The organism is Fundidesulfovibrio sp., from assembly GCF_058402725.1.
Genome location: NZ_JBZVFJ010000042.1, coordinates 1 through 25692 on the forward strand (window position 1 = coordinate 1; position 25692 = coordinate 25692).

Genomic DNA, 25692 nt, shown 5'->3' on the forward strand with positions numbered 1-25692 from the left:
CTGCGCAGAGGCCCGGCAATGGCAACACAGTCCTTCCCGGTGAAGCCCGCGAAGCAAAGTGGGATTCCATAAGGGCGTAGCCCTTTGGCCGCCGGAGGCATATTCTCCGACTGCCTGGCCGCTCATCCCTGCCGGAGCGCACGCCGTCGCGAAGCGGAGAGGGAGTCCAGAGGGCGTAGCCCTTTGGCCGCCGGAGGCATATTCCCCGACTGCCTGGCCTCTCATCCCTGCCGGAGCGCACGCCGTCGCGAAGCGGAGAGGGAGTCCAGAGGGCGTAGCCCTTTGGCCGCCGGAGGAATCTTCTCCGACGGCCCCGCCCTCGCGCCGCCACGCGGGCGAGCGGCCGCTAGTAGTAGTTGCGCAGCTTGAGTTCCAGGGGGTGCGGGCGCAGGTAGGTCTGGCGGGCGAGGTATTCCACGCCGTGTCGCCGCACGTGGTGGTTGATGAGGGTGACGGGGACGATGAGGGGCGTGAGGCCCCGGCGGTAGTCCTCGATGACTTCGGCCAGTTCCTGGCGTTCGTCCTGGGTGGTGGTTTTGCGGAAGTAACCGGCCATGTGCTGGAGCACGTTCACGTGGCGGGCCACGGTGGCGGGTTTGGCCATGGCGGCCAGGAGCAGGGCCTCGTAGCGCTCGGGGGCGTGGGGCAGGGAGGCGGCCTGGGCCACGAGCCGTCCCATCTCCTTGGCCAGGGCGGGGGAGTGGGCCAGGGTCAGGAGCTTGTGGCGCGCGTGGAAATCGATCAGGGCGGCGGTGTCCGCCTCGTGGGCCAGGGTGTCGCGCCAGGCGCGCAGCACGAAGAGGCGTTCGATGAAGTTTTCTCGCAGTCGGGGGGCGCTCAGGCGACCTTCCTCCTCCACGGGGATCAGGGGGTAGCGTTCCATGAAGGCCCTGGCGAAGAGGCCCGTGCCGGTGTGCGCGGGCATGCCGCCCTTTTCCGGGTAGACCTTCACCCGGGCCATGCCGGAGGAGGGCGAGCGGCTCTTGAAGACGAAGCCGCAGAGGTTTTCCCCGGCCAGTTCCTCCACGCGGCGCGCGGCCCAGGCGCGCATGGGTTCCGTGAGGTCCCGCCCGGAGCGGACGGTCACGAGGCGGGGCGCGGCGGGGTCTCCCACCAGGCGCATGGCCTCGCGGGGCGTGCCGAAGCCTGCCTCCACCTCGGGGCAGACGGGCACGAACTCCACATAGCGTCCCAGTTCGCCGGTGATCCAGCGGTCGTGCTTGTGGCCGCCGTCGAAGCGCACGGGGTTGCCCAGCAGGCAGGAACTGACGCCCAGGCGCAGGGGGGCCTCGGCGCGGACGGGGGCGGGAGCGGGAGCGGGAGTGGGGTTCTTCATGACCGGGAACTGTAGCGCCGTCGGGGCGCGATGTCGAACGTCGAGAGCGCCAAAGCGGGAGAAAGGTTGCGGCAAAGCCGATTTCGTGGCTCACTGCGCGGGCGGCGGCGCGCCGCCGATCCAGCAGGAGGAGCCGCATGAGCGAATACGTCCTCTCCCTCGACCAGGGCACCACCAGTTCCCGGGCCGTCCTCTTCAACCGCGAGGGGGACATCCGCCAGATCACGGCCAGGGAGTTCACCCAGTTCTACCCGCAGCCCGGCTGGGTGGAGCACAACCCCTACGAGATCTTCGACACCCAGGCCTGGGTGATGGCCGAGTGCCTGCGCCAGGCCGGAGTGGAGGCCCGGGATGTGGCCGCCCTGGGCATCACCAACCAGCGCGAGACCACCGTGGTCTGGGACAGGGCCACCGGCGCGCCCGTGCACAACGCCATCGTCTGGCAGGACAGGCGCACGGCCGGATTCTGCGACGCGCTCAAGGCGCGCGGGCTCGAAGGGGTGTTCCGGGACAAGACGGGCCTTGTGCTCGACGCCTACTTCTCGGGGACCAAGGTCCGGTGGATCCTGGACAACGTGCCCGGGGCCAGGGCCAGGGCGCAAGAGGGCGGGCTGGCCTTCGGCACGGTGGACTCCTGGCTCGTCTGGAACCTGACCAAGGGCGCGGTGCACGTCACGGACGAGTCCAACGCCAGCCGGACGCTGCTCTTCGACATCCGCGCGGGCGCGTGGGACGAGGAGCTGCTGGACATCCTGGACGTGCCGGCCTCCATGCTGCCAAGGGTGGCGCGCTCCTCCGAGGTGGTGGGCGAGGCCCACCCGGAGTATCTGGGCAGGCCCCTGCCCATCGCGGGCATGGCCGGGGACCAGCAGGCCGCCACGTTCGGCAACGCCTGCCTCAGGGCGGGCATGGCCAAGAACACCTACGGCACCGGCTGCTTCATGCTGCTCAACACCGGCGGCAACGCCCGGCGCAGCGGGAACAACCTGCTCGCCACCACGGCGTGGTCGCTGGCCGGGGGGCGCTCCTACGCCCTGGAGGGCAGCGTGTTCATGGCGGGCGCGGTGGTGCAGTGGCTGCGCGACGGCCTGGGCATCCTCCGGGAGGCCCGAGAGGTGGAGGAGCTGGCGCTCTCCGTGCCGGACAACGGCGGCGTGGTGCTCGTCCCCGCCTTCGCGGGGCTGGGCGCGCCCCACTGGGACCAGTACGCCCGGGGAACCATGATGGGGCTCACGCGCGGGGCCACCAGGGCGCACGTGGCGCGCGCCGCCCTGGAGTCCATCGCCCTGCAGACCCTGGACATCATGGAATGCATGGAGAAGGACGCGGGCGTAACCCTGCACGCGTTGCGCGTGGACGGCGGCGCGAGCCGCAACAACCTGCTCATGCAGCTCCAGGCCGACGTGCTGGGCGCGCCGGTGGAGCGCCCCCGCGTGACGGAGACCACGGCCCTGGGCGCGGCCTTCCTGGCAGGGCTGGCCGTGGGTTTCTGGAGCGGCCTGGACGAGTTGGAGTCCCTGTGGCGGCTCGACAGGCGCTTCGAGCCCGCCATGTCCCGGGAGGGGCGCGACGCCCTGTTGGGCGAGTGGCGGCGCGCCGTGGAGCGCGCCAAAGGCTGGGCCAGGGAGTAGCCCGGACGCCTGCGGGCTGACGCCGGGGCCACCGCGCGGGATCTTCACGTCTGGCGAACCCCGGGCACGCGGTTCGCTGGGCGCGCTCAGCCCGGGAAGAGGGGCAGGGTGACCACGCAGCGCGTGCCCTCGTCCTCCAGGGGGGCCAGGGTGACGTTGCCGAAGTACTTGCTGGCGATCACGCGGGCCATGGGCAGCCCGAAGCCCGTGGCCGTGGGCTGGGTGGAGTGGAAGGGGCTGAAGGCCTGGCCCGTCTTGGACTGGTCGAAGCGGATGCCGTTGTTGGTGATGACGACGGTGGCGAAACCGCCCTGCGCCTGGGCGGGGTAGGCCTTGACGGCAACGCGCGGGTCGTGGCGGTCGGCGTACTGGAAGGCGTTGTCCAGCAGGCAGGCGAAGAGCACGCAGAGTTCCATGGGGTCGCCCGAGAGCACGGCGGCTGCGGGGTCGATCTCGCGGGTGAGGGGCGCCAGAGGCAGGGTGCTTGCGGCGGCGAGCTTTTCCAGGGCGCGGTCCAGCACGGCGTCCAGTTCGGCGCGGCGGAAGGAGGCCTGCTGGGTGGTGATGTCCATGTAGGCGTTGACGTTCTTGGCCATGCGCTCCAGGCGCTGGGCCTCGGCGAGGATGGTCCCGGCGGCCTCGCGCTCCGGCCCGTCCTCCGGGTGCAGGCGCAGGAGTTTGCGGGCCGCGCCGCCGATCACGGAGACGGGGTTGCGCACCTGGTGGGAAATGCCCTGGATCACCTCCAGCTCGCACTGGGTGGCGTAGGTGACGAAGGCGTCGGTCTCCACGAGCATGGAGAAGTCCACGGCGCGGTCCAGGGCGGTGAGGGCGGTGGTGCGCTCCTCCAGGGGCAGGGCCGTGACGGCGATCTCGTGCAGGAAGGCCCGGGCGATGTTGTAGGCCAGGGTGACGTAGCGGTGGTCGATGTTGTGGATCACGTGGGCCTGGCCGCTCTTCCAGACGTGCTCCATGAAGTCCTCGCCCACCCCGGCGGTGAAGAGGATGCCGAACCAGCTGCGCCAGTTGGCGTTGAGCTTGCCGCTGGGCTGGTTTTCCAGGATGATGCGCAATTGGGCGCGGGAGCGCACGAAACCCTCCACCTTGTCCGCCAGTTCGGCCGTTCGCGGCAGGAAGACGTCGGCCCAGCGCGTGAGGGGGTTGGCGTCCGGCGCGTCGGAGAGGCCCAGGAGTTCGCGGAACTGGCGCAGCCGGTCCTGCGGCGGGGGGAGGAAGGCCATGGGGTCTCCTTGCGTTGGCGGGTGGAAGAGGCTACTGACGCTGGCTTACCGCATTTCGGGGAGATGGGAAAGACGACATGGGCGAGTGCCATATCCGTTGGCTTCTGCTGGACTACGGCGGCGTGGTGGCCGAAGAGGGCTTCGCGCTGGGGCTGCGCGCCCTGGCGCGCGAGCTGGAGCGCGACGAGGCCCGCCTGTGGCGCGAAGGCCTGCGCGCCGTGTGGGACTCGGGCTACGTGACCGGCCGCGCCGGGGAGGCCGACTTCTGGCGGCTCTTCAAGGAACGCTCCGGGGTGGAGGGCGACGAGACCCGCTGGCGCGAGGACATCCTCTCGCGCTTCGTGGTGCGTCCGCGCATGCTGGAGCTGGCCGACCGCTTCCGTGCCCAGGGGCGCACGGCGGCCGTGCTTTCCGACCAGACCGACTGGCTGGAGCGCCTGGACGCCGCACAGGGTTTCTCCCGGCATTTCGACGCCGTGTTCAACAGCTGGCGGCACGGCATGACCAAGCAGGAGCCCGCCTATTTCCTGCTGGCCCTGGAGCGCCTGGGCGCGGAACCCGGCCAGACGCTCTTCGTGGACGACAACCCCGGAAACGTGGAGCGCGCCCGCGCCCTGGGCATGGGGGCCATCCTCTACGTGGACCAGCCGGGCTTCGAGCGCGAGCTCGCGGGCTACTGCCCCGGGCTCCTGGACTGAACAAGACCATCAAAGGATCACGACGATCATGCGCAAACCTTCCGTATCGCTTACTCCCGAGGGCTGGCCCTCCATCCTCCTGGCCGGTTCGGCCACCCTGGTCTTCGCCCTGCTGGGCTGGGCCGTGCCCGCCGTGCTGGGCCTTGTGGTCCTGGCGCTCCTGCTGAATTTCTTCCGCGACCCCGAGCGCTTCGTCCCCGCCGACCCGGGCGTGGCCGTGGCCCCGGCCGACGGCCGCGTGATCAAGGTGACGCGCGCCACGGACCCCCTGAGCGGCGAGGAGCGCACGGTGGTGTGCATCTTCATGAACGTGTTCAACGTCCACGTGAACAGGGCCTGCGTGGCCGGGCGCGTGAGCGCCATGCGCTACTGGGAGGGCAAGTTCATCAACGCGAGCTTCGACAAGGCCTCCGAGGACAACGAGCGCCTGGGCGTGCAGCTGGCCGACGAATCCGGCGACCGCTGGACCATGGTGCAGATCGCGGGGCTCATCGCCCGGCGCATCATTCCCTGGGCCGAGACGGGCGACCACCTGAAGCGCGGCCAGCGCTACGGCATGATCAAGTTCGGCTCGCGCGTGGACGTGTACCTGCCCGAGGGCTGGGCGCCCGCGGTGGAAAAGGGCAGGCGCACGGCGGCCGGGCAGACGGTGATCGCGCGCAGGGCCTAGCGCCCCGGCGACAATACCCCTTGACCTTCGCCCGAAAAGCGCTAGCATCTCCCCAGGCCGCGCTCCGGCCCAGGACGCCATGGAAGAACCCGCCCGCAAGCCGCCCGCCAGAGGGGTGTACATCCTCCCGAACCTGCTCACCACCGCGAGCCTGTTCTCGGGGTTCATGGGCATCCTGTGGGCCATCTCCGGGCAGTTCGAGCAGTGCGCCGTGGCCATCCTGGTCAGCTGCGTCTTCGACGGGCTCGACGGCAAGGTGGCCCGCCTCACCGGCACCAGCTCCGACTTCGGCGTCCAGTACGACTCCCTGTGCGACCTCGTGGCCTTCGGCGTCACCCCGGCCATCATGGTCTACCAGTGGGAGCTTTCGCGCTTCGGCCACCTGGGCCTCATGGCCGCCTTCCTCCTGGTGGCCTGCGGGGCTCTGCGGCTGGCGCGCTTCAACGTGATCACCAAGACATCCAACAAGAAGTTCTTCGTGGGCCTGCCCATTCCGGCCCAGGCCTGCACCGTGGCCACGTTCTACCTCTTCGCCCAGTACCTGCCGCCCGCCATGCAGGCCTGGATGCCCAAGGTCTGCCTGGGCATGGTCTACGTGCTCTCCTTCCTCATGGTCAGCCGCGTGCGCTACGCCTCCTTCAAGGAATACGGGCTCATCAAGGCCCATCCCTTCTCGATGATGGTCACGGCCATCCTGCTCTTCGTGCTGGTGGCCTCCCAGCCCAAGCTCCTGGGCTTCGTGATCTTCGCGGGGTACATCCTCTCCGGGATCTTCTACACCTATGTGATCCTGCCCCGCCGTTCCTCGCTACGAGAGCCTTCCGAAGAGCTCTCATCCTAAAATCACCCCCTCTTTCTGCCAAAAAAGGCAATTGTCAACCGGAAGCGACTTGGGCTAACAAGCCGTCTCCGGCCACCGATCTCACCGCATCGCATTCCCTGCGGAGGAACACCATGTCAGAGCGTGTCGTCATTTTCGACACCACCCTGCGCGACGGCGAGCAGTCTCCCGGCGCGACCATGAACCAGGAAGAGAAAGTCAGGCTGGCGCAGCAGCTGGAACACCTGGGGGTGGACGTGATCGAGGCCGGCTTCCCGGCCGCCAGCGAAGGGGACTTCCAGGCCGTGCGCGCCATCGCCAAGGCCGTGCGCGCCGTGCGCGTGGCGGGCCTGTGCCGCGCCCTCGAATCCGACATCAGGCGCTGCCACGAGGCCATCAAGGACGCCAAGCGCCCGCGCATCCACACCTTCCTGGCCACATCCCCCCTGCACATGAAGCACAAGCTCGGCAAGGAGCCCCAACAGGTGCTGGGGATGATCGAGGCAGCCGTCTCCCTGGCCGCCTCGCTCACCCAGGACGTGGAGTTCTCCTGCGAGGACGCCTCCCGCTCCGAGCGGGACTTCCTGGCCACGGCGGTGGAACTGGCCATCGCGCGCGGGGCCACCACCATCAACATCCCCGACACCGTGGGCTACGCCCAGCCCCAGGAATTCCACGACCTCATCCGCTTCCTCCTGGAGCGGGTGCCCAACGCCTCCAAGGCCGTCTTCAGCGTGCACTGCCACAACGACCTGGGCCTGGCCACCGCCAACACCCTGGCCGCCCTGGCCGCAGGCGCGCGCCAGGCCGAGGTGACCCTCTGCGGCATCGGCGAGCGCGCGGGCAACGCCTCCCTCGAAGAGGTGACCATGGCCCTCAAGACCCGCGCCTGCCTCTACAACCTGGAGACCGGCATCAAGACCGAGCAGCTCTACCCCTCGTCGCGCCTGCTCTCCATGATCATCGGCCAGCCCATCCCGCCCTACAAGCCCATCATCGGGGCCAACGCCTTCGCCCACGAGTCCGGCATCCACCAGGCGGGCGTGCTCAAGTGCCCCGAGACCTACGAGATCATGACGCCCAAGTCCGTGGGGCGCGCGGGCACCGAGCTGGTGCTGGGCAAACACTCGGGCCGCAACGCCGTGAAGTCGCGCCTGGAGGAACTGGGCTTCTCCCTCACCGAGGAGCAGGTCACCCAGATGACCGAGGCCGTGAAGAACCTGGCCGACAAGAAGAAGAACATCTTCTCCGAGGACGTGGAGGCCCTGGTCCTGGAGGAGATCTACCGCCTGCCGGACAAGTACCGGCTCAAGAAGCTCTCCGTGCTCTCGGGCAACATGGGCGTCTCGCCCGTGGCCGCCGTTGTCATGGAGATCGAGGGCCGCGAGGAAAAGCTCTCTCATTTCGGCGTCGGCCCGGTGGACGCCGTGTTCAACACCATCAGCCAACTCACGGGACGCAACCCGGTGCTCAAGCAGTACGCGGTCAACGCCGTCACCAGCGGCACGGACGCCCAAGGCGAGGTGACCGTGCGCCTGGAAGAGAGCGGACACAAGTCCGTGGGCCGCGGCTCCGATCCCGACGTGATCGTGGCCAGCGCCAAGGCCTTCGTGAACGCTCTCAACCGGTTGGCCAAAAAGGAGGAGGAAAGGGAATGCGCCAGACTTTAGCCCAGAAAATCCTGCAGGGCCGCACCGACGAGACCATCACCCAGGACGGACAGATCGTCCGCTGTCGGGTGGACCTCGTCCTGGCCAACGACATCACCGCGCCGCTCGCCATCAAGAGCTTCCGGCGCATGGGCGCGGACAAGGTCTTCGACAAGGACAAAATCGCCCTCGTCTGCGACCACTTCACCCCCAACAAGGACATCGATTCCGCCGAACAGGTCAAGGTGGTGCGCGAGTTCGCCAGCGAGAAGGACATCACCCACTACTACGAAGGCGGCGACTGCGGCGTGGAACACGCCCTGTTGCCCGAGATGGGCCTGGTCGGCCCCGGAGACGTGGTGGTGGGCGCGGACTCCCACACCTGCACCTACGGCGGCCTGGGCGCGTTCGCCACGGGCATGGGCTCCACCGACATCGCCGGGGCCATGGTCCTGGGCGAGACGTGGTTCAAGGTGCCCCCAACCATCCGCGTGCTCCTGGAAGGAACCCTGGCCCCCTGGGTGGGCGGCAAGGACCTCATCCTCGAAGTGATCGGGCGCGTCGGCGTCTCCGGCGCGCTCTACAAGGCCCTGGAGTTCGGCGGCTCCGCCCTGGCCGGGCTCTCCGTGGAACAGCGCCTGACCATGGCCAACATGGCCATCGAGGCCGGAGGCAAGGCCGGGCTCTTCCCCGCGGACGCCAGGAGCCTGGCCTACGCCAAGGCGGCCGGACGCGCGGGCGACAAGGAAATCCACGCCGACGAAGGCGCGTTCTACGAGCAGGCCATCGCCATCGACTGCTCCGCCATGACCCCCCGCGTGGCCTGCCCCCACCTGCCCGACAACGTGAAGCCCGTCACCGAGTGCAAGGGCATCCGCATCGACCAGTCCGTCATCGGCTCCTGCACCAACGGCCGCATCGAGGACATGCGCGAGGCCGCCCATGTGCTCAAGGGCCGCAAGGTGGCCAAGCACGTGCGCTGCATCGTGCTGCCCGCCACCCCCAGGATATGGAAACAGGCCCTCAAGGAAGGACTCCTGGAGATCTTCATGGACTCCGGCTGCATCGTGGGGCCGCCCACCTGCGGCCCCTGCCTGGGCGGGCACATGGGCATCCTGGCCGCCGGGGAGCGCTCCATCGCCACCACCAACCGCAACTTCAAGGGCCGCATGGGCTCCCTGGAGTCCGAAGTGTACCTCTCCAACCCGGCCGTGGCCGCCGCGTCCGCCATCGCGGGCGAGATCGTCCACCCCGAGGCGGTGTAGGAGCGCAAGGGAGTGGAAGATTGGGGGAAACTTTTGTGAACAAAAGTTTCCCCCAAACCCCCTTCAAAAAACTTTAGTGGGCTTCGCGGGTCTGCCCGCGAGACCGACGGCGAACCGAACCCCCCGTTGAGGGTCCAGGGGGATCATCCCCCTGGTGGGTCCAGGGCGGCGCCCTGGCGGGGGTGTGGGGGCAAAGCCCCCACCAAGGAGAAGCATCATGTACAAGGGACGCGCGCACAAGGTAGGCGCACACATCGATACGGACGCCATCATCCCGGCCCGGTTCCTGGTGACCACGGACACCGCCGAGCTGGGGGCCAACTGCATGGAGGGCCTGGAGGCCGGCTGGGTGAAGCGGGTGAGCAAGGGCGACATCATGGTGGCCGGGGAGAACTTCGGCTGCGGCAGTTCGCGCGAGCACGCCCCCCTGGCGCTCCTCGGCGCGGGCATCCCCGTGGTGGTGGCCCACAGCTTCGCCCGCATCTTCTACCGCAACGGCTTCAACATGGGCCTTGTGCTCCTGGAAGTGGGCGACGACGCGGCCAGGATCAACGACGGCGACCAGCTGGAAGTGGACGCCGAAAAGGGCGAGATCAGGAACCTCACCACCGGCGAGGCGATCAAGACGGCCCCCGTGCCGCCCTTCATGCAGGAGATCCTCTCCAAGGGCGGCCTGGTGCACTATGTGAAGGACCGGCTGGAGGCGTAAGCGCCCGGCCAAGACGCCGCGCGCCCGGACCTGGGCGCTCATGCGGCTTGCGAGACGCTCATGACCAAGAACATCGTCATTCTGCCCGGGGACGGCATCGGCCCCGAGATCATGGCCCAGGCCGAGAAGACCCTGAAGAAGATCGGGGAGCGCTTCGGCCACCAGTTCAAGACCAGCTACCACCTGATCGGCGGCGCGGCCATCGACGCCTGCAACACGCCCCTGCCCCAGGAGACCGTGGACGCCTGCAAGCTGGCCGACGCCGTGCTGCTGGGCGCTGTGGGCGGCCCCAAGTGGGACAACATCGAGAAATCCATCCGTCCCGAGCGCGGGCTCCTGGGCATCCGCAAGGAGCTGGGGCTCTTCGCCAACCTGCGCCCGGCCAAGCTCTTCCCCGAGCTCCGGGACGCCTGCTGCCTGCGCCCGGACATCGTGGGCCAGGGCCTGGACGTGATGGTGATCCGCGAGCTCACCGGCGGGGCCTACTTCGGCACGCCCAAGGGCCAGGAAGTGCGCGACGGCGAGCGCGTGGCCTACAACAACATGATCTATTCCGAGTCCGAGATCCGCCGCATCGCCAAGGTGGGCTTCGAGACCGCCCGCAAGCGCGGCAAGAAGCTCTGCTCCGTGGACAAGGCCAACGTGCTCGACGTGTCCCAGCTCTGGCGCGAGGTGGTGCTGGAAGTGGCCAAGGACTACCCCGACGTGGAGCTGACCCACATGTACGTGGACAACGCAGCCATGCAGCTGGTGCGCAATCCCGGGCAGTTCGACACCATCGTCACCGAGAACCTCTTCGGCGACATCCTCTCCGACGAGGCGGCGGTGATCACCGGCTCCATCGGCATGCTGCCCTCGGCGTCCCTGGGCGCTACCGGCCCCGGCCTCTACGAGCCCATCCACGGCTCGGCCCCGGACATCGCGGGCAAGGACCTGGCCAACCCCCTGGCCACCATCCTCTCCGTGGCCATGATGCTGCGCTACCAGTTCGCCATGGCCCAGGAGGCCCAGGTGATCGAGGACGCCGTGTCCGCCATCCTCCAGGAAGGCTGGCGCACCGGCGACATCATGGAGCCCGGCAAGGTCCAGGTGGGCTGCTCGAAAATGGGCGACCTGGTGGCCGAACGCCTCTAGGCCGTAGCGCCCCCACGCCCCTCCGAAACCCCTTCCGGCCCTGCCGGGAGGGGTTTCTTCGTGTTCACGCCGCTCTCCTCCCGGCATCGAGGCACGAAGCGTTCGGGCTTTGCACCCATCGGAGATTCCCGTTTGACCGGACGTTCCTTTCGTGTAACGGAATTGTTATGCTAGTCCAGACATATGAAAACCAACGCCCGGCGGGCGCGAGACCCCGGAACGGAGAGCGCATGCCCCCCAATGACTCCTCGGGCCAGACCAAGCTGGCCCTGGCGCGCCCGGCGGCCGTATTGCAGGAGAACGCCCGGGCCATGGGCGTGATCTGAAGTGGACACGCCTTCGCATTTGCGCCAAGAGAGGCTTGAAAGTCCCTTCCACCAAGGAGAGAACCATGTCCGACTGCGAACGCAACTACTATAGAACCCTCTACGAGGCCATCAAGGTCATCAATTCGAGCCTGGAGCCCATGGAGCTTCTGGGGCGCATCGCGGAGCAGACCGCAAAGGCGCTGGACGTGAAGGCCTGCTCCCTGCGCCTGTTGGACCGCGCGGGGCTGAATCTCCTGCCCGGGGCGTCCTTCGGGCTCTCCAAGGGCTACCTGCGCAAGGGCAAGGTGGAGGTGGCCAAAAGCAAACTCGACAAGTTCGCCCTGGCCGGAGACTCCGTGTACGTGGCCGACGCCGCCAGCGACGAGCGCTTTCAGTACCAGGAGGCCGCCAGGGCCGAGGGTCTGGTTTCGGTGCTCGTGGTGCCCCTGCGGGTGGAGGAGAAGATCATCGGCGTCATGCGCGTCTACACCGGGGCAAAGCGGGATTTCTGCGAGTCCGAGGTGGAATTCCTGACCATCATGGCCAACCTCTCGGCCATCGCCATCGAGAACGCGCGGCTGCACCAGGCGCTCAAGTCCGATTACGAGCTGCTGACCGCCTTCCAATACCAAACCTTCGAGGACTAGCGAGGCCCCCATGCGCAAGATCAAGGTCGGCATCAACGGATTCGGACGCATCGGCCGCCAGGTGCTCAAGGCCATGTACGAGCAGCACGGCGAGCGCATCGAGGTGGTTGCCGTCAACGACCTCTTCGACACCCACACCAACGCCCACCTGCTCGCCTACGACACCAACTACGGGCGCTGCCCCATCCCCGTCTCCACCGACGGCGACGACATGGTGGTGGGCTCCTGGCGCGTGCGCTGCACCAAGGAGCGCGATCCCAAGAACATCCCCTGGGCCAGGGAGGGCGTGGACGTGGTGGTGGAATCCACCGGCATCTTCCGCACCGGCCCCCAGGCGGCCATGCACATGGAGTCCGGCGCGAAGAAGGTGATCATCTCCGCGCCCGCCAAGGACGAGGACATCACCATCGTCATGGGCGTCAACGAGGACAAGTACGACCCCGCGAAGCACCACATCCTCTCAAACGCCTCCTGCACCACCAACTGCCTGGCCCCCGTGGCCAAGGTGGTGCACGAGGCCTTCGGCATCCGCTCCGGCGTGATGTGCACCATCCACTCCTACACCAACGACCAGCGCATCCTGGACCTGCCCCACAAGGACCTTCGCCGGGCGCGCGCGGCGGCCTGCAACATCATCCCCACGTCCACCGGCGCGGCCAAGGCCGTGGCCCTGGTGATCCCGGAACTCAAGGGCCGCTTCAGCGGCTACTCCCTGCGCGTGCCCACCCCGGCGGTCTCCGTGGTGGACTTCGCAGCCGTGCTGGAGAAGCCCACGGACACCGAGACGCTGCGCGCCACGCTCAACGCGGCGGCCGAGGGGCCGCTCAAGGGCGTGATGGGCTATTGCGAGGAGCCCCTGGTCTCCTCGGACTTCAAGGGCGACCCCCGTTCCGGCGTGGTGGAGGCCGAGTTCACCATGGTCCAGGACGGCGTGCTGGCCAAGCTGGTGGCCTGGTACGACAACGAATGGGGCTACTCCTGCCGCGTGGGCGACCTGATCACCTACATGGCGGGCAAGGGGCTCTAGCGATCAACCGACGGTGACGAAAAGAGAACGGCCGGGGGCGAAAGCCTCCGGCCGTTTGCGTTTCCGGGGAGATTCGCGCGTCACTGCTGCCGTTTGGCGGCCCACGCCCCCTTCTCCGTGCCCCAGCCCGAGGCGACCCAGGCCCCCTGGGCCGTGCCGTTCTCGGACAGGGCCCCGGAGACGGAGCCCTTGAAGCTGATGAACGCGATCTTGCCGTTCAGCTCGGAATCGAACGTGCCCTTTTCCTGGTCCAGCGTGCCGATGAAGCGGCCGTGCAGGCCGTCGGTGTTGGACACCTCGCCCTCCACGCTGCGGCCGTCCACGGTGAGGCGCACCTTGCCCTTGGTGCCGCCGGCGAACTCCCCAACGTAGGTGCCGTCGAACCGGGCCAGTCTGGCGGCCTCCTCGCGCTCCTTGCGCTTCTGCTCCTTGAGGGCGTCGTACTGTTTGCGCACGGCTGCCTCGTCCACGCGCTCCTTGGCGGGCGCGGGCGCGGGGGTCTGGTTCAGGACCTCCTTGTGCCGGGCGTCGATCTCGGACACGGCCATCTGCACGAGGCGGATGGCCATGGTGTCCATGGTCAGGCCCGTGCGCGTCTCCTCGGTAGAGCCCAGGAAGCCCTTGAGCTGGCTGTGCACCACGAAGGTGTCCTCCATGAGCCCCGTGGCCACCTGCCGGCCGGTGTCGGCGTCGATGACGGTGTAGCGCAGCCCGGTCTTCCAGGTGCTCTTTTCGTCGCCGGACTTGATGGAGGCCACGGCCGTTCCTGCGGCGGTTCCCACCCCGGAGTCCTGGGTGACCCCCGCCACCACGCCGCCCACCAGGATGCCCAGGAGCGTGCCGTCGAAGTCCTTGCGCTGGATGTCCAGGCGCTCGGCCTTGGCCACGTCGAAGCGCACCAGGAAGCGGGCCTGGGCGAACTTGCCCTTGCGGAACACCTTGAGGGCCTTGGCGTCGCCCAGGTTGGCGGCCAGGCCGATCTCCTGGACGATCTCGTCCAGGTTTGCCCTGTCGAGCACGGTGAATCCGGCCTTGGCCATCTCCATCTCGCCCGCGTCGGCCAGGTTTCCGGCGTCAACGCGCTGGCGGAAAGCCGCCGTGGTTCCCTCCATGGCCCCTGGGAGCACCACCACGGCCGGTCCGGGCACGGAGGCGTTGGCGTAGGCGATGGGCTGGTAGAGGGCCTGGTCCGCCAGCTCGTGGGCGCTTTTGCTGGCGGACTTGCATGCGGCGAGGCCGCAGGCGAGGCACAAAACGGCGAGCAGCCGCCGGGCGGACGGACTCATGGCAAAGCCTCCTTGCGCCGGGATCAGGGCAGGCCCAGCGCGGTTCGGATCTCGATGCGCGCCTTGGCGAACTCCTCCTGGAAACGCTCGCTCCGGGACATGACCTGGGCGATGGCCACGGCGCAGAGCTTTCCTGCCTCCACGTCGCTGGGGTAGTGCACGCCGCCCACCAGACGCTGCCGGGCGAACAGTTCGCCCCGGGCGAAGAGTTCGGGGGCCTTTTCGGGCACGGCCCAGGAGAGCAGGATGGCGGCAAGGTGGCCGTAGGTGCTGTGTCCGCTGGGGTAGGAGGCGCTGACGGGCCTGTCCAGGCACGGGCGCAGGGACTCCGAGCGCGTGAAGGGCCTCGGCCTGTCCCAGTGTTTCTTGGCCGCGCCCAGGACAATGCTGGAATCCTTGAGCACGCGTTTGAAGAGCTCCAGCGTCAGGGGCAGGGCTTCCTCGCGAAAGCCGGGCCCCAGCACGTCGGCGAAGCGCAGCGGGGAGCGCCGGGCGTCCGCGCGGGCGAAGGCGGCCTGATCCTGCGTTCGGGCCTGCTGGAGCGCCAGGAGCGTTTCGATTTCGGCCATGCCCTGCACGGCGGAGGGGGGCGGGGGCAGCAGGCGGATCAGGTCCGGCTGGCCCGGCGGGAGATAGGAAGGGGATTCCTCGGCCAGGGCCAGCCCGGCCAGGAAAACTGCGAGGGCGAGTGAGACGAGGAGGCGTGTCTGGAACATGCCTCCTGTCTACGGGATTCGGAAGGGAATGTCAGCCCGCGCGGGGCGGGATGCTAGCGCTGGGCCAGCACCACGTACCAGGTGCCCTTGTCCTTGCGCACGCCCTGGGCGGCCCATTCCCCCTGCGCGCCCTCCCCCTGGAGAGCGCCTGCGGCGATGCCGCTGAACCGGAGGAACAGGAACTTGCCCGTGAGGTCGCAGGCGATGCGTCCGGTATCGGGGTCGACCTTGCCCGCGATGGTGCCGGAGAAGCCATGCTTGTTGCTCATCTCGCCCTGGACTTCCTCGCCGCGCACCACGATGGAGATGCGGCCGGTGAATTCACCCAGGAATTCGCCCTCGTAGACTCCGTCGAAGCGGCCGGCCCAGGAGGGGGAAGCAAGATGCAGAAGCGTAACGATCAATGCGATAGCGATAGCTGAGCGCACGAAAACCTCCAAGAGGCGAGGAAACCGCCGTCCAGGGGACAGGTATAGCCAAGGCGCGCCCGATGCAATCCTTTTTTGACGCTTGCGCGTCGAATGTCGCGCGGCGGCCCCGGCGCAGGGACTGGCAGGAGCCCCCGCCGGGTCAGTTGGCGCTTCCCGCCAGGCTCTCCAGGGAGCGCGCCAGGGCGGAAAGTCCCGAACTTCTGAGCGGATGGAAGGGCTTCATGCAGTTCCTGCACGCCTTTTTCACGGCCAGGCACGCCTCGTGGCTCACGCAATCCACGGGGCAGAGCACCACGTCGGCCGATGCCAACTTGCCATGCAACTCCGATGCCGAGTTCTCCATGCCCCCGTCGTGGTGGTGGAAGCGGCCGCCCCGGCGCTCCACCAGTTCGCGGTAATGGCGCACCAAGTTGCAGCGCCCGCCCACATAGAGCACGGTCTTGCCCTCCATGCCGGGCAGTTGGCCCGCCTCTTCGGCCGGGCAGCCGCCTCCGGGGCCGCAGCCTCCGCCCTCGGCGCAGGGCAGGGCGCGCACCAGCTCCTGTTCGGCGCGCTCCAGGTCCGCGCTCACGTCCTCCACCTGCTCGCGCAGGATCAGGTTGTCGCGGTAGAGTTCCTCGATCACGGCCGCCTGGCGGCGCGTCTCCCGGCGTGCGGCTTCCAGTTCTTCGCGCAGGGCGCGCACCTCGTCCTCGTGGCCCATGGGGCGGGGCAGGGCGGCCTCGCGCACCTGTCGCGAGAGCTTGAGGCGTTCCAGGCGTTCGGCGCTCAGGCGATCCTCCAGGTCCTTGACGCGCGCGGCCCATTCCACGTTGCGGGCGCGGCGGGCCGCCTGCACGCGCGACAGGGCCATGGAGAGCTGGTCCACGCGGGTCTCCAGCCGGGAGAGGCGTTTCAGGTCGGCGCGGTTGGCCGCGCCCAGCAGGTGGGAGAGCATGTGCACCTCCCCGAACACCTTGTTGAGAAGGCGCATTCCCGCCGCCGGGTGGCTCATCACCGCCCAGAAGGGGCCGGGCACATCCCCGGCGGCCAGGGACTGCTTCCACAGGGCCTCCAGGGCCGCCTCGTCTCCAGCCTTGGCGAACAGGCGGATTTCCTTGCGGTATTTCTTGTCCAGGGTGCGGTTCACGGCCTGGGCGATGCGCCCTTCTCGGCGGCTTTCGCGCACGAAGTAACCGTGCAACTCGTAGTCGGAGGCGTGCGGGAGCACGGTCAGTTCCAGGCGACGGGCCAGCTTGCGCAGTTCGGCCATGGACAGGCAGGTTCCCAGGATCGGGCATTGGTAGTCCTCGTGTTCCCAAAGCTTGCGGCGCGCGGGGACGGTCATGGATTCCTCCTTGAAGTGCATGGCGCCGGTAATAATGAAACTGAGAATCAATGTCAACTAAACGGCGTTCGGATTTTGACGCCGCTTGCTTCGGGCGCGCGCCGGGCATAAGCCTCGAAAAACACCTCCGGGGTCGCGGCCCCGGCCTCCAAGGAGCACCCCGTGCGCTACAAACCCCTGGGAAGAACCGGCGTTCTCGTTTCCGAGTTGTGTTTCGGCGCGATGACCTTCGGCAAGGAGGCCGACGAGACCGAATCCGGGCGCATGTTCGCCGCCTGCCGCGACGCTGGGGTGAACTTCTTCGACTGCGCCAACGTCTATTCGGGCGGCCGGGCCGAGACCATCCTGGGCAAGCTCGCCCGGGACTGCCGCGACGAACTCGTCCTGACCACCAAGGTCGCCCAGGTGGCCGGTCCCGACGTCAACGCCCTGGGGGCGTCGCGCCGCCACATCATGCTGGAGGTGGAGAAGAGCCTCAAACGCCTGGGCACCGACCGCATCGACATCTATTTCATCCATCATTTCGATCCCCTCACCCCCATGGAGGAGACCCTGCGCGCACTGGACGATCTGGTGCGCCAGGGCAAGGTGCTCTACCCGGGGGCCAGCAACTGGGCCGCCTGGCAGACCGCCAAGGCCCTGGGCATCTCCGAGGCCAGGGGACTGGCGCGTTTCGAATGCCTTGAGCCCATGTACAACCTCGTGAAACGGCAGGCGGAAGTGGAGATCCTCCCCCTTGCCCTCTCCGAGAACCTGGCGGTGATCCCCTACAACCCCCTCGCCGCCGGGCTGCTCACCGGAAAATACGCCTCCGGCCAGGGGCAGGGACGCATCGCCGAAAACAAGATGTACAACGCCCGCTACTCCGACCCCGTCTACCACCAGGTGGCCGAACGCTTCGTCGCGTTCTCCCGCGAGCGCGGCCTGAACCCCGTGAGCCTCGCCGTGCGCTGGGCGGCCTCGCATCCCGGCGTCACCGCGCCAATCATCGGCGCGCGCAACCTGGAACAACTCAAGGACTCCCTCGCCGCCGCGAGCCTGGACGTGGACCGCGAGACGCTCGACGCCGTCACGGCGTTGTCCGTTGCTCCGCCGTTGGCGACGGATCGTCTCGAAGAAGCCATCGACCCGGGTTACATGACGAGGAATCGCCAGGGGGCGGCCAGGTAGAGCGGTTGAGGAGGCCCCCGGCGGCCAGGGCTCTTGCCGCATCCCCGGCATTTGACACGCGGCCAGCGAGGGCGCATATTCGCTGCCGCGATTTTTCCTATGTCCAAGATCACCATCCAGAATCTTTCCAAGTCCCTTGGCGGCCGGGACCTCATGTCGGGCTTCAGCATGGAGGCCGTCTCCGGCATGCGCCTGGCGGTGACGGGTCCCAACGGTTGCGGCAAGTCCACATTCCTGCGCCTGATGGCGGGCGAGGCCGAGCCGGACGCCGGGCGCGTGCTGCTGCCCGCGGGCGCGCGGCTGGGCTACGTGGCGCAGGAGCTGGGATCGTCCGACCTGGAGGAGCCGCTGCTGGCCTGGGTGATGAGCGCGCTCCCCTCCTGGAAGGAGTTCTGGCGCGAGTGGGAACGCGCCAGCCTGGACCACGACGAACGCGCGCTGGAGGCCCTGAGCGCCCGCCAGGCGGAGATGGAGCATTCCCTGGGCTACAACCCGGAACATCGGGCCAAGGCGATTCTTTCGGGTCTCGGTTTCGAGGAGAAGGCCTGGCCCCATCCGGTGAAGCTCCTCTCGGGAGGCTGGCGCGAGCGGGCCAAGCTGGCGCGGGTGCTGGTGGCCGGGGCGGACGTGCTGCTCCTGGACGAGCCCACCAACCACCTGGACATCGAGGCCGTGGAGTGGCTGGAGCAGTACCTGCTCTGCTTCAACGGCGTGCTGATCTTCGTGGCGCACGACCGGGTGTTCCTGGACCGCGTGGGCACCCACGTGCTCTTCCTGGGCGGCGACAAGCCCGCCTTGCGCCAGGGCACGTTCAGCGAGTTCCTGGAGTGGCGCGCCCAGACCCAGCAGCAGATGGAGGCCAAGGCCGCGCAGCTTTCCGGGGCCATCGGCCGCCAGATGGCCTTCGTGAGCCGCTTCCGCTACAAGGCCACCAAGGCGCGCCAGGCCCAGAGCAAGCTCAAGGCCGTGGACAAGCTCCAGAAGGAGCTTTCCGGCGTGGCGGGCAGTATCGAGCGCAGGCGCAAGACGCTGGATTTCAAGCTTCCCGAGCCCGCCCGGGCCGACAAGAACATCCTCTCCGTGGCCGACCTGGAGTTCGCCTTCCCCGGGGGGCGGTCCCTTTGGCCCAGGCTCACGTTCAATCTTTACCGGGGGCAGAAGGTGGCCCTGGCCGGCCCCAACGGTGCGGGCAAGACCACGCTGCTCAAGTGCCTGACGGGCGAGCTGAAGCCCTCCGGCGGCACGATCCGCATGGGGTCCCAGGTGCGCATGGGGTATTTCAGCCAGCACCAGACCGAGATCCTGCGCGCCAACGAGACGGTGATGGGCGAGATCCGCCGCCTGTCGGACCCGCGCTCCTCCACGGAGGAGCTGTGCTCGGTGCTGGGCCTGTTCATGCTGGGCGAGGAGTACTTCGAGCGCTTCGTGCGCGATCTTTCCGGCGGCGAGAAGTCCCGCCTGGTGCTGGCCAGCCTGTTTCTGGCGCGGGCCAACTTCCTGGTGCTGGACGAGCCCACCAACCACCTGGACCTGGAAAGCCGCGAGGCCCTGGTGAACGCCCTGGCCGACTACGAGGGCGCGATCCTTTTCGTGGCGCACGACCGCCATCTGCTGGCCGAGGCGGCCGAGGTGATCTGGACCGTGGGGCCCGAGGGGCTCTCGGAGTTCCTGGGCGGCTACGAGGCCTACGAGGCGCACCTGAAGGCGCAGGCCAGCGCCGCCTGCGCCCTCTCCACGGGCGGCCGGGACAAGGCCATGGCCAAGGAATCGCGGGAGGAGCGCCAGGCCGCCAAGCGCCGCCAGGCCGAGGAGCGCAACGCGCTCTCCCGGGAGCTCAAGCCGCTCAAGGAAAGCTACGCGAAACTTGAAGCGGAGCTTGAAGAGGCCATGACCCGCCAGCACGACGTGGAGCAGGTGCTGGCCCAGCCCGAGACCTACGCCGACGCGGCGAAGTTTTCGGAGCTCTCCAAGGAATACCACAGCCTCAAGGAACAGGGCGACGCCCTGGTGCTGGAGCTGGCGGACCTGGAGGAGCGCATCGGGGAGCTGGAAGCGCGGCGGGAGGCCCTTTGATCCACGTGGTGGCGGGCATCCTCTGGCGCGACGGGCTCTGTCTCGGCGTCCGGCGTCCCGAGGGCAAGGCCCATGCGGGCCTGTGGGAGTTCCCGGGCGGCAAGGTGGAGGAGGGCGAAGAGCCCGCCCCTGCCCTGGTGCGCGAGCTGCGCGAGGAGCTTGGCATCGAGGCGCGCGAGCCCCGTTTCTGGCGGGAAAAAATTCACGAGTATCCCAACGGCATCGTGCGCTTGTCTTTTTTTCATATCCGTGATTTCACAGGGCTTCCCCGTCCCCTCGAAGGCCAAGGACTGCGCTGGCTGACTCCCGCCCAGGCCCGGGAACTGCCATTCCTGGAGGCGGACAGGGACATCGTGGAGGCGCTCGCCCAGCCGCCGGACGCCCCCTGACCATCCAACGCACGGAGCCCGTCTTGCGCATCGACGACCTGCTCACCAGAGGCAAGCAGTTCATCTCCCTGGAATTCTTTCCCCCCAAGGAAAAGGACGCCTGGCCCGCCTTCTTCTACGAGGCCGGACGCCTCTCTGTCCTCAATCCGCTCTTCGTGTCCGTCACCTACGGCGCGGGCGGTTCCACCCAGGCCAACACCCTGGAGCTGGTCACGCGCTTCTCGCGCGACCTGGGGCAGAACCCCATGGCCCACCTCACCTGCGTGGGGGCCTCCGAGGAGTCGCTGCGCTCCTTCATGGACGCCCTGAAGGCCGCAGGCGTGGACAACGTGCTGGCCCTGCGCGGCGATCCGCCCCAGAACCAGCCGGACTTCTCCCTGGAGGGCCAGGCCTTCCAGCACGGCTCGGACCTGGCCGGGTTCATCCGCCAGGCCTACCCGGACCTGTGCATCGGCGTGGCGGGCTACCCTGAGAAGCACCCCCAGGCCGAAAGCCTGGACGCCGACATCGACTTCCTCAAGCTCAAGATCGAGAAGGGCGGCAACTTCGTCATCACCCAGCTCTTCTTCGACAACGACCACTACTTCCGCTTCGTCGAGAGGTGCCGCGCCAGGGGAATCGACGCGCCCGTCATCCCGGGCGTGCTGCCGATCATGAACCTGGCCAGCATCAAACGCATCCTCTCGCTGTGCGGGGCCACCCTGCCGCCCGAGTACCTGGAGCGCCTGGAGGCGGCCAACGCCAAGGGCGGCGCCGCAGCCGTGCGCGCCGAGGGCGTGGCCTACGCCAAGGCCCAGTGCCGGGACCTGATCGAGCGCGGCGCGCCCGGCGTGCACCTCTACACGCTCAACAAGGCCCAGGCCTGCCTCGACATCGCGGGGGATCTGAAGCTCGCCTGAGCGCGGGCTCATCGCTGACAAGGAAGAAGCCCCGGACCCCGGAGAGGGCCAAGACCCCGCCCCGGGGTCCTGCGGCATCGCCGCCGGAACGCCGCGCGAACCCGGCTGCGCATCCCGGGCCTCTTCCACAAACCCATAGGAGCCACAGTCATGTCCAAGCCCGTCGTCGCCGTCGCGGGAGCAACCGGGGCCGTTGGCCGCGAAATGCTCAAGACCCTGGAGCAGAGGGACTTCCCCGCCTCCGAAGTGATCGCCCTGGCCTCTTCCCGTTCCGCCGGGAACAAAGTGCCCTTCAAGGACGGCGAACTCACCGTGCGCGAGATGACTCCCGAGAGCTTCAAGGGCGTGGACCTGGCCCTGTTCTCCGCCGGCGGTTCCACCTCCAAGACCTTCGCCCCCCACGCCGTGGCCAGCGGCTGCGTGGTGGTGGACAACTCCAGCGCCTGGCGCATGGACCCCAAGGTGCCCCTGGTGGTGCCCGAGGTGAACCCCGACGACGTGGACTGGCACACCGGCATCATCGCCAACCCCAACTGCTCGACCATCCAGATGGTGGTGGCCCTGAAGCCCCTGCACGACGCCTGGACCATCAAGCGCGTGGTGGTCTCCACCTACCAGGCCGTCTCCGGCACGGGCCAGAAGGCCATCGAGGAGCTGGACCGCCAGGTGCGCCAGATGTTCAACGGCATCGACCCCGAAGTGAAGGTCTATCCCCACCAGATCGCCTTCAACTGCCTGCCGCAGATCGACGTGTTCTCCCTGGGTGACTACACCTTCGAGGAGATCAAGATGATCAAGGAGACGGCCAAGATCATGGGTGACGAGTCCATCAAGGTCACGGCCACCACGGTGCGCGTGCCGGTGTTCTACGGCCACTCCGAGTCCGTGAACGTGGAGTTCGAAAAGCCCGTGACGGCCGCCGAGGCCCGCGCCTTGCTGAGCCAGGCCCCGGGCGTGCAGGTGTACGATAATCCCAACGAGAAGATGTACCCCATGCCCCTCATGGCCGCCGGAGAGGACGAGGTGTTCGTGGGCCGCATCCGCCAGGACGACACCGTGGACAACGGCCTGAACATGTGGATCGTGGCCGACAACATCCGCAAGGGCGCGGCGCTCAACGCCGTGCAGATCGCGGAACTGCTGCTCCAAAAGGGCAAGCTGAAGGTCTAGCGTGGATATCCTCGACTCCAAGGCCTACCTGGACCGGATGCTTGCGGCCCCGCGCCCCGGCTCCGGCCAGGTGTTGGCCTTCTACGAACACCGCGTGGGGGCCGTCTGCAAGGACCCGGCCCTCATGCTCATGCCCTGGGACGACCACCTGGTCCACCGGGGCGACGGCGTCTTCGAGACCGTCAAGTGGGTGGACTCCAAGGTCTACCTCCTGGACGAACACCTGGCCCGCATGGGCCGCTCCGGCCAGGCCATCGGGCTCGAGCCGCCGTGTCCCTGGGAGGCGGTGCGAGAGATCGTGCTGGCCACGGGACGCGCGGCGGGCACGCCCAACGGGCTCTTCCGCATGCTCCTGGGGCGCGGCCCCGGCGGCTTCGGGCTGGACCCCTCCGAGTGTCCCGAGCCCAGCCTCTACGTGGCGGCCTACCAGTACGCACCCAAGCCCGCCGCCTTCTACGAGAAGGGCGTCACGGCCTTCCGCACGTCCATCCCCGCCAAGCAGAGCTACCTGGCCACCATCAAGAGCATCGACTACCTGCCCAACGTGCTCATGAAGAAGGAGGCCCTGGCCAAAGGCAAGGACTTCCCCGTGTGCTTCGACGCGCGCGGCTTCCTGGCCGAGGGGGCCACCGAGAACGTGGCCCTGGTGGACAAGGACGGCTGCATCACCGTGCCCAGGCTGGACAACGCCCTCTCGGGCACCACGCTCCTGCGCGTGCTGGAACTGGCCCGGGGCGAGATCAGCCACTGCTACAAGTCCATCACCGAGGGCGACATCCGTGAGGCCCGGGAGATGCTCATCCTGGGCACCACGGCCCAGTGCCTCTCCATCGTGGAGTACGACGGGCGCCCCGTGGGCGGCGGGACGCCCGGCCCCGTCAGCAGGCGTCTGCTGGAACTGCTGAAGAAGGACCTGGCCGGGAACGGCGTGCCCCTCTAGACGACCGCTTGACGTCGGCCGGACGGGGGCTTGCGTCCCTGTCCGGCCGTTTTCATTCTCCGGGCTCCTCGCTCCGCGCATCCACCTGACGACGCGGTCTTACGCTCCGCGCACGGCCGATGGACTTCGTGCAGGGGCTCTGCTAGCGCTCAGCAGGATCGGGGAAGTCTCCGGACGCGCGGCGGCCGCGTCCCGGCCCCGTCCCGCATGCGCCGCCAAGGAGGAGGAGCCATGCACTGCACGCGTTGCGGCGTCCCCCTGGACGACAAGGCCCGGTTCTGCCCGTCGTGCGGCCAGCGCGTGGCCCCCGGCGGCGTCATGGACTTTCGCCTGCCCGAACCGGAAGAGCCGCTTCCCGCGCAGGACGCGCCCGGCCCGCTCCGGCCGGAGCCCCCCGCCTGGCCGGGCGTGCGCTACGCCTCGTGGAGCCGCATGGCGGCCTATCTCGTGGACATGGTCTTGGTCTGCATCGCTGTGATCGCTCTGCTCGCGGTCGATGCGGGGCGAGGCGGGTCGGGCGACGCGGTGGCGGCGCTCATGGCCAACGCGGTGGTCTGGCTCTATTACGCGGTCCAGGAGAGTTCCCCGGTCCAGGCCACCCTGGGCAAGCGGATCATGGGCCTCAAGGTCACGGACCTGGAGGGACGCCGCATCACCTTCGGCCGGGCCACGGGGCGCTACTTCGCCAAGCTGCTCTCGGGCGGGCTGCTCCTGCTGGGCTACGCCATGATCCTCTTCACGAAGAAGCGCCAGGGCCTGCACGACCTGCTGGCAGGGACCGTGGTGGTCTACAGGTAGGGCGGAGGGGACGGCGCGGGGAGGGGGACTCCAGACGCGCGGGGCAACGCTGCTCCAGGTCGCGACGCTGCGGGCGGCGGCCTGCGCCGCCGTCTCGATCCCGGCCGCGCTCGCCGGATCGGGACGTGCGGCGGCCTGGATGTCGACGCTTACTGTCGCTGGGCCATGTCCTCCAGGAGCCACTTGGCGTCGGCCAGGGAATCGTCGCGAGAGAAGCGCCAGACTTCGTTCACCTGGCGGGTGGCGGCGACCCTGGGGTCGTCGGCCACGGTGGCCTGGTAGGCCACCTCCACCACGGTGCGTCCCGCCTCGCGTTGCACCTCCAGCACCTGGGCCTCCACCAGGAGCACGGAGACGGCCTGGCGGTCCGGCCGCTCGGCGGCCCAGCGCTCGAAGCGGGCCATCATGTCCGGGGCCGCGAACTGGCGCAGGTCCGAGAGGTTGCGCATGGCCCAGGACTGCTTGACGCGCCCGAACATCACCTTGGCTCCGCGCAGGAACTCGGCCTGGTTGAAGGCCCCGGGGGCGTCGGGCTCGTGGGGTTCGTCCTGGGCGGCGGGCTGGCGCAGGTCGCGCCCCTGCTGGCCGGTCAGGTATTCCCAGGCAGCCTGGGCGCGGCGGCTGCGCTGGTCCGTGCCGGATTCGCCTTCGTCGTCGCGGGGCGTGGCGTCGTAGGTGTTGTCGTCGTCGGGAGGGCGGCGCTTGGAGAGGTTGGAGATCACCCTCCAGGCCACCCAGCCCGCCAGGGCGATGAACAGGATGTCCAGAAGCCCCATCAGCGCCCGGGAGGGCTGCTGGCCCAGCACGTCCTGCGCCGCCTGGGCAGGGAGCGCGCCGAGGAGCGGGAGGAGGTCCATCAGCTGATCAGCCCGAGGTTCTTGAGCAGGTGCAGGAGCATCTGCTTGTCGATGGGTTTGGGCACGTAGGAGGTGGCTCCGCCCTTGTAGTAGGCCTCCACAACGTTTTTGGGGTCGTCCAGGGCCGTGGTCATGATCACCTTGGCTTCCTGCAACGGCGGAATCTTGCGCTCGCGCTCGATGGCGCGGATTTTCTTCAGGGCCTCCTGGCCGTCCATCTCGGGCATCATGATGTCCATGCAGATGAGGTCGTAGGGAGCCCCCTCGTCGAGAGCCCTCTTGAAGGCGTCGATGGCTTCCAGGCCGTTCACTGCGATGTCCGCATCGCCGTACGGGGCGAGTATCTTCTGCAACAGCTTCCTGCTGGCGAAATCGTCTTCCACCACGAGCGCCTTCATTGAGAACCTCCAAACCCGGACTTTTCCTTCTTTTAGTCCCAATGCAGCGGCGAGACAAGGGATAATGCTTGATTCCCCGACGCTCGTGGGGCACGAACCGGAC

The 25692-nt window shown here is 68.3% G+C and carries 25 protein-coding genes; 17 read left to right on the top strand and 8 right to left on the bottom strand.

What is annotated here, in order from left to right:
• Positions 1–346 precede the first annotated feature (346 nt).
• Positions 347–1336 (bottom strand): YbgA family protein, encoded by a 990-nt coding sequence (locus ACV4UX_RS07530; protein ID WP_491592696.1) that lies wholly within the window; start codon positions 1334–1336, stop codon positions 347–349.
• 137 nt (positions 1337–1473) lie between these two features.
• Here ACV4UX_RS07530 and glpK point away from each other — a divergent pair, with 137 nt between their 5' ends.
• Complete coding sequence (glpK, locus tag ACV4UX_RS07535) at positions 1474–2967, top strand: glycerol kinase GlpK (protein ID WP_491592697.1); 1494 nt, start codon at positions 1474–1476, stop codon at positions 2965–2967.
• 86 nt (positions 2968–3053) lie between these two features.
• Here glpK and ACV4UX_RS07540 read toward each other — a convergent pair whose 3' ends face one another.
• On the bottom strand, positions 3054–4208 hold the full coding sequence (locus ACV4UX_RS07540) for an ATP-binding protein (RefSeq protein ID WP_491592698.1): 1155 nt from the start codon (positions 4206–4208) through the stop codon (positions 3054–3056).
• Between the two features lie 77 nt (positions 4209–4285).
• On the opposite strand from ACV4UX_RS07540, the gene ACV4UX_RS07545 reads away from it, so the two are divergent.
• From ACV4UX_RS07545 to gap, 9 genes are all read left to right on the top strand, one after another.
• Positions 4286–4906 carry an HAD family hydrolase gene (locus ACV4UX_RS07545; protein ID WP_491592699.1) on the top strand — a complete coding sequence of 207 codons (621 nt, stop codon included), beginning with the start codon at positions 4286–4288 and terminating at the stop codon, positions 4904–4906.
• Between the two features lie 28 nt (positions 4907–4934).
• On the top strand, positions 4935–5576 hold the full coding sequence (locus tag ACV4UX_RS07550; protein ID WP_491592700.1) for a phosphatidylserine decarboxylase family protein: 642 nt from the start codon (positions 4935–4937) through the stop codon (positions 5574–5576).
• A 79-nt stretch (positions 5577–5655) separates the two neighbouring features.
• Complete coding sequence (gene pssA, locus ACV4UX_RS07555; protein ID WP_491592701.1) at positions 5656–6417, top strand: CDP-diacylglycerol--serine O-phosphatidyltransferase; 762 nt, start codon at positions 5656–5658, stop codon at positions 6415–6417.
• Positions 6418–6530: 113 nt separating this feature from the next.
• Complete coding sequence (locus ACV4UX_RS07560; RefSeq protein ID WP_491592702.1) at positions 6531–8066, top strand: 2-isopropylmalate synthase; 1536 nt, start codon at positions 6531–6533, stop codon at positions 8064–8066.
• Complete coding sequence (gene leuC, locus ACV4UX_RS07565) at positions 8051–9310, top strand: 3-isopropylmalate dehydratase large subunit (protein ID WP_491592703.1); 1260 nt, start codon at positions 8051–8053, stop codon at positions 9308–9310. The genes ACV4UX_RS07560 and leuC overlap by 16 nt, the downstream gene beginning before the upstream one ends.
• 217 nt (positions 9311–9527) lie before the next feature.
• Complete coding sequence (locus ACV4UX_RS07570) at positions 9528–10019, top strand: 3-isopropylmalate dehydratase small subunit (protein ID WP_491592704.1); 492 nt, start codon at positions 9528–9530, stop codon at positions 10017–10019.
• Positions 10020–10079: 60 nt separating this feature from the next.
• Positions 10080–11153, top strand: coding sequence for a 3-isopropylmalate dehydrogenase (leuB, locus tag ACV4UX_RS07575; protein ID WP_491592705.1), 1074 nt, complete (start codon positions 10080–10082; stop codon positions 11151–11153).
• 391 nt (positions 11154–11544) lie between these two features.
• Complete coding sequence (locus ACV4UX_RS07580) at positions 11545–12108, top strand: GAF domain-containing protein (RefSeq protein WP_491592706.1); 564 nt, start codon at positions 11545–11547, stop codon at positions 12106–12108.
• 10 nt (positions 12109–12118) lie between these two features.
• Positions 12119–13135 (top strand): type I glyceraldehyde-3-phosphate dehydrogenase, encoded by a 1017-nt coding sequence (gap, locus tag ACV4UX_RS07585; RefSeq protein ID WP_491592707.1) that lies wholly within the window; start codon positions 12119–12121, stop codon positions 13133–13135.
• A gap of 80 nt (positions 13136–13215) precedes the next feature.
• On the opposite strand, the gene ACV4UX_RS07590 is transcribed toward gap, so the two are convergent.
• The 4 genes from ACV4UX_RS07590 to ACV4UX_RS07605 all read right to left on the bottom strand — a co-directional run bounded on the left by ACV4UX_RS07590 (position 13216) and on the right by ACV4UX_RS07605 (position 16916).
• Entirely contained in the window at positions 13216–14421 is a 1206-nt protein-coding gene (locus ACV4UX_RS07590) for a hypothetical protein (protein WP_491592708.1), read from the bottom strand.
• 23 nt (positions 14422–14444) lie between these two features.
• Positions 14445–15137, bottom strand: coding sequence for an acid phosphatase (locus ACV4UX_RS07595; RefSeq protein ID WP_491592709.1), 693 nt, complete (start codon positions 15135–15137; stop codon positions 14445–14447).
• Between the two features lie 53 nt (positions 15138–15190).
• The gene (locus ACV4UX_RS07600; RefSeq protein ID WP_491592710.1) at positions 15191–15565 is read right to left on the bottom strand and encodes a hypothetical protein; all 375 of its coding nucleotides are present in this window, start codon (positions 15563–15565) and stop codon (positions 15191–15193) included.
• Positions 15566–15707: 142 nt separating this feature from the next.
• Positions 15708–16916 carry a DUF2325 domain-containing protein gene (locus ACV4UX_RS07605; protein ID WP_491592711.1) on the bottom strand — a complete coding sequence of 403 codons (1209 nt, stop codon included), beginning with the start codon at positions 16914–16916 and terminating at the stop codon, positions 15708–15710.
• Between the two features lie 141 nt (positions 16917–17057).
• Between ACV4UX_RS07605 and ACV4UX_RS07610 the strand changes: the two genes are divergently transcribed.
• The 7 genes from ACV4UX_RS07610 to ACV4UX_RS07640 all read left to right on the top strand — a co-directional run bounded on the left by ACV4UX_RS07610 (position 17058) and on the right by ACV4UX_RS07640 (position 24334).
• Positions 17058–18065 carry an aldo/keto reductase gene (locus tag ACV4UX_RS07610; RefSeq protein WP_491592712.1) on the top strand — a complete coding sequence of 336 codons (1008 nt, stop codon included), beginning with the start codon at positions 17058–17060 and terminating at the stop codon, positions 18063–18065.
• Positions 18066–18164: 99 nt separating this feature from the next.
• Positions 18165–20138, top strand: coding sequence for an ABC-F family ATP-binding cassette domain-containing protein (locus ACV4UX_RS07615; RefSeq protein WP_491592713.1), 1974 nt, complete (start codon positions 18165–18167; stop codon positions 20136–20138).
• Positions 20135–20527 (top strand): (deoxy)nucleoside triphosphate pyrophosphohydrolase, encoded by a 393-nt coding sequence (locus ACV4UX_RS07620; protein ID WP_491592714.1) that lies wholly within the window; start codon positions 20135–20137, stop codon positions 20525–20527. Before ACV4UX_RS07615 ends, ACV4UX_RS07620 begins: the two co-directional genes overlap by 4 nt.
• 23 nt (positions 20528–20550) lie before the next feature.
• Entirely contained in the window at positions 20551–21426 is an 876-nt protein-coding gene (metF, locus tag ACV4UX_RS07625) for a methylenetetrahydrofolate reductase [NAD(P)H] (RefSeq protein WP_491592715.1), read from the top strand.
• 150 nt (positions 21427–21576) lie between these two features.
• Entirely contained in the window at positions 21577–22596 is a 1020-nt protein-coding gene (locus ACV4UX_RS07630) for an aspartate-semialdehyde dehydrogenase (protein ID WP_491592716.1), read from the top strand.
• 37 nt (positions 22597–22633) lie between these two features.
• Positions 22634–23536, top strand: coding sequence for an aminotransferase class IV (locus ACV4UX_RS07635; RefSeq protein WP_491592720.1), 903 nt, complete (start codon positions 22634–22636; stop codon positions 23534–23536).
• Positions 23537–23767: 231 nt separating this feature from the next.
• On the top strand, positions 23768–24334 hold the full coding sequence (locus tag ACV4UX_RS07640; RefSeq protein ID WP_491592717.1) for an RDD family protein: 567 nt from the start codon (positions 23768–23770) through the stop codon (positions 24332–24334).
• Positions 24335–24483: 149 nt separating this feature from the next.
• Here the strand turns inward: ACV4UX_RS07640 and ACV4UX_RS07645 are convergent, their stop codons facing one another.
• Together ACV4UX_RS07645 and ACV4UX_RS07650 are read right to left on the bottom strand one after the other, a co-directional pair.
• On the bottom strand, positions 24484–25191 hold the full coding sequence (locus ACV4UX_RS07645) for a TIM44-like domain-containing protein (RefSeq protein ID WP_491592718.1): 708 nt from the start codon (positions 25189–25191) through the stop codon (positions 24484–24486).
• A complete protein-coding gene (locus ACV4UX_RS07650) occupies positions 25191–25589 on the bottom strand; it encodes a response regulator (protein ID WP_491592719.1) in 399 nt (132 codons plus the stop codon). Before ACV4UX_RS07650 ends, ACV4UX_RS07645 begins: the two co-directional genes overlap by 1 nt.
• Positions 25590–25692: the final 103 nt, after the last annotated feature.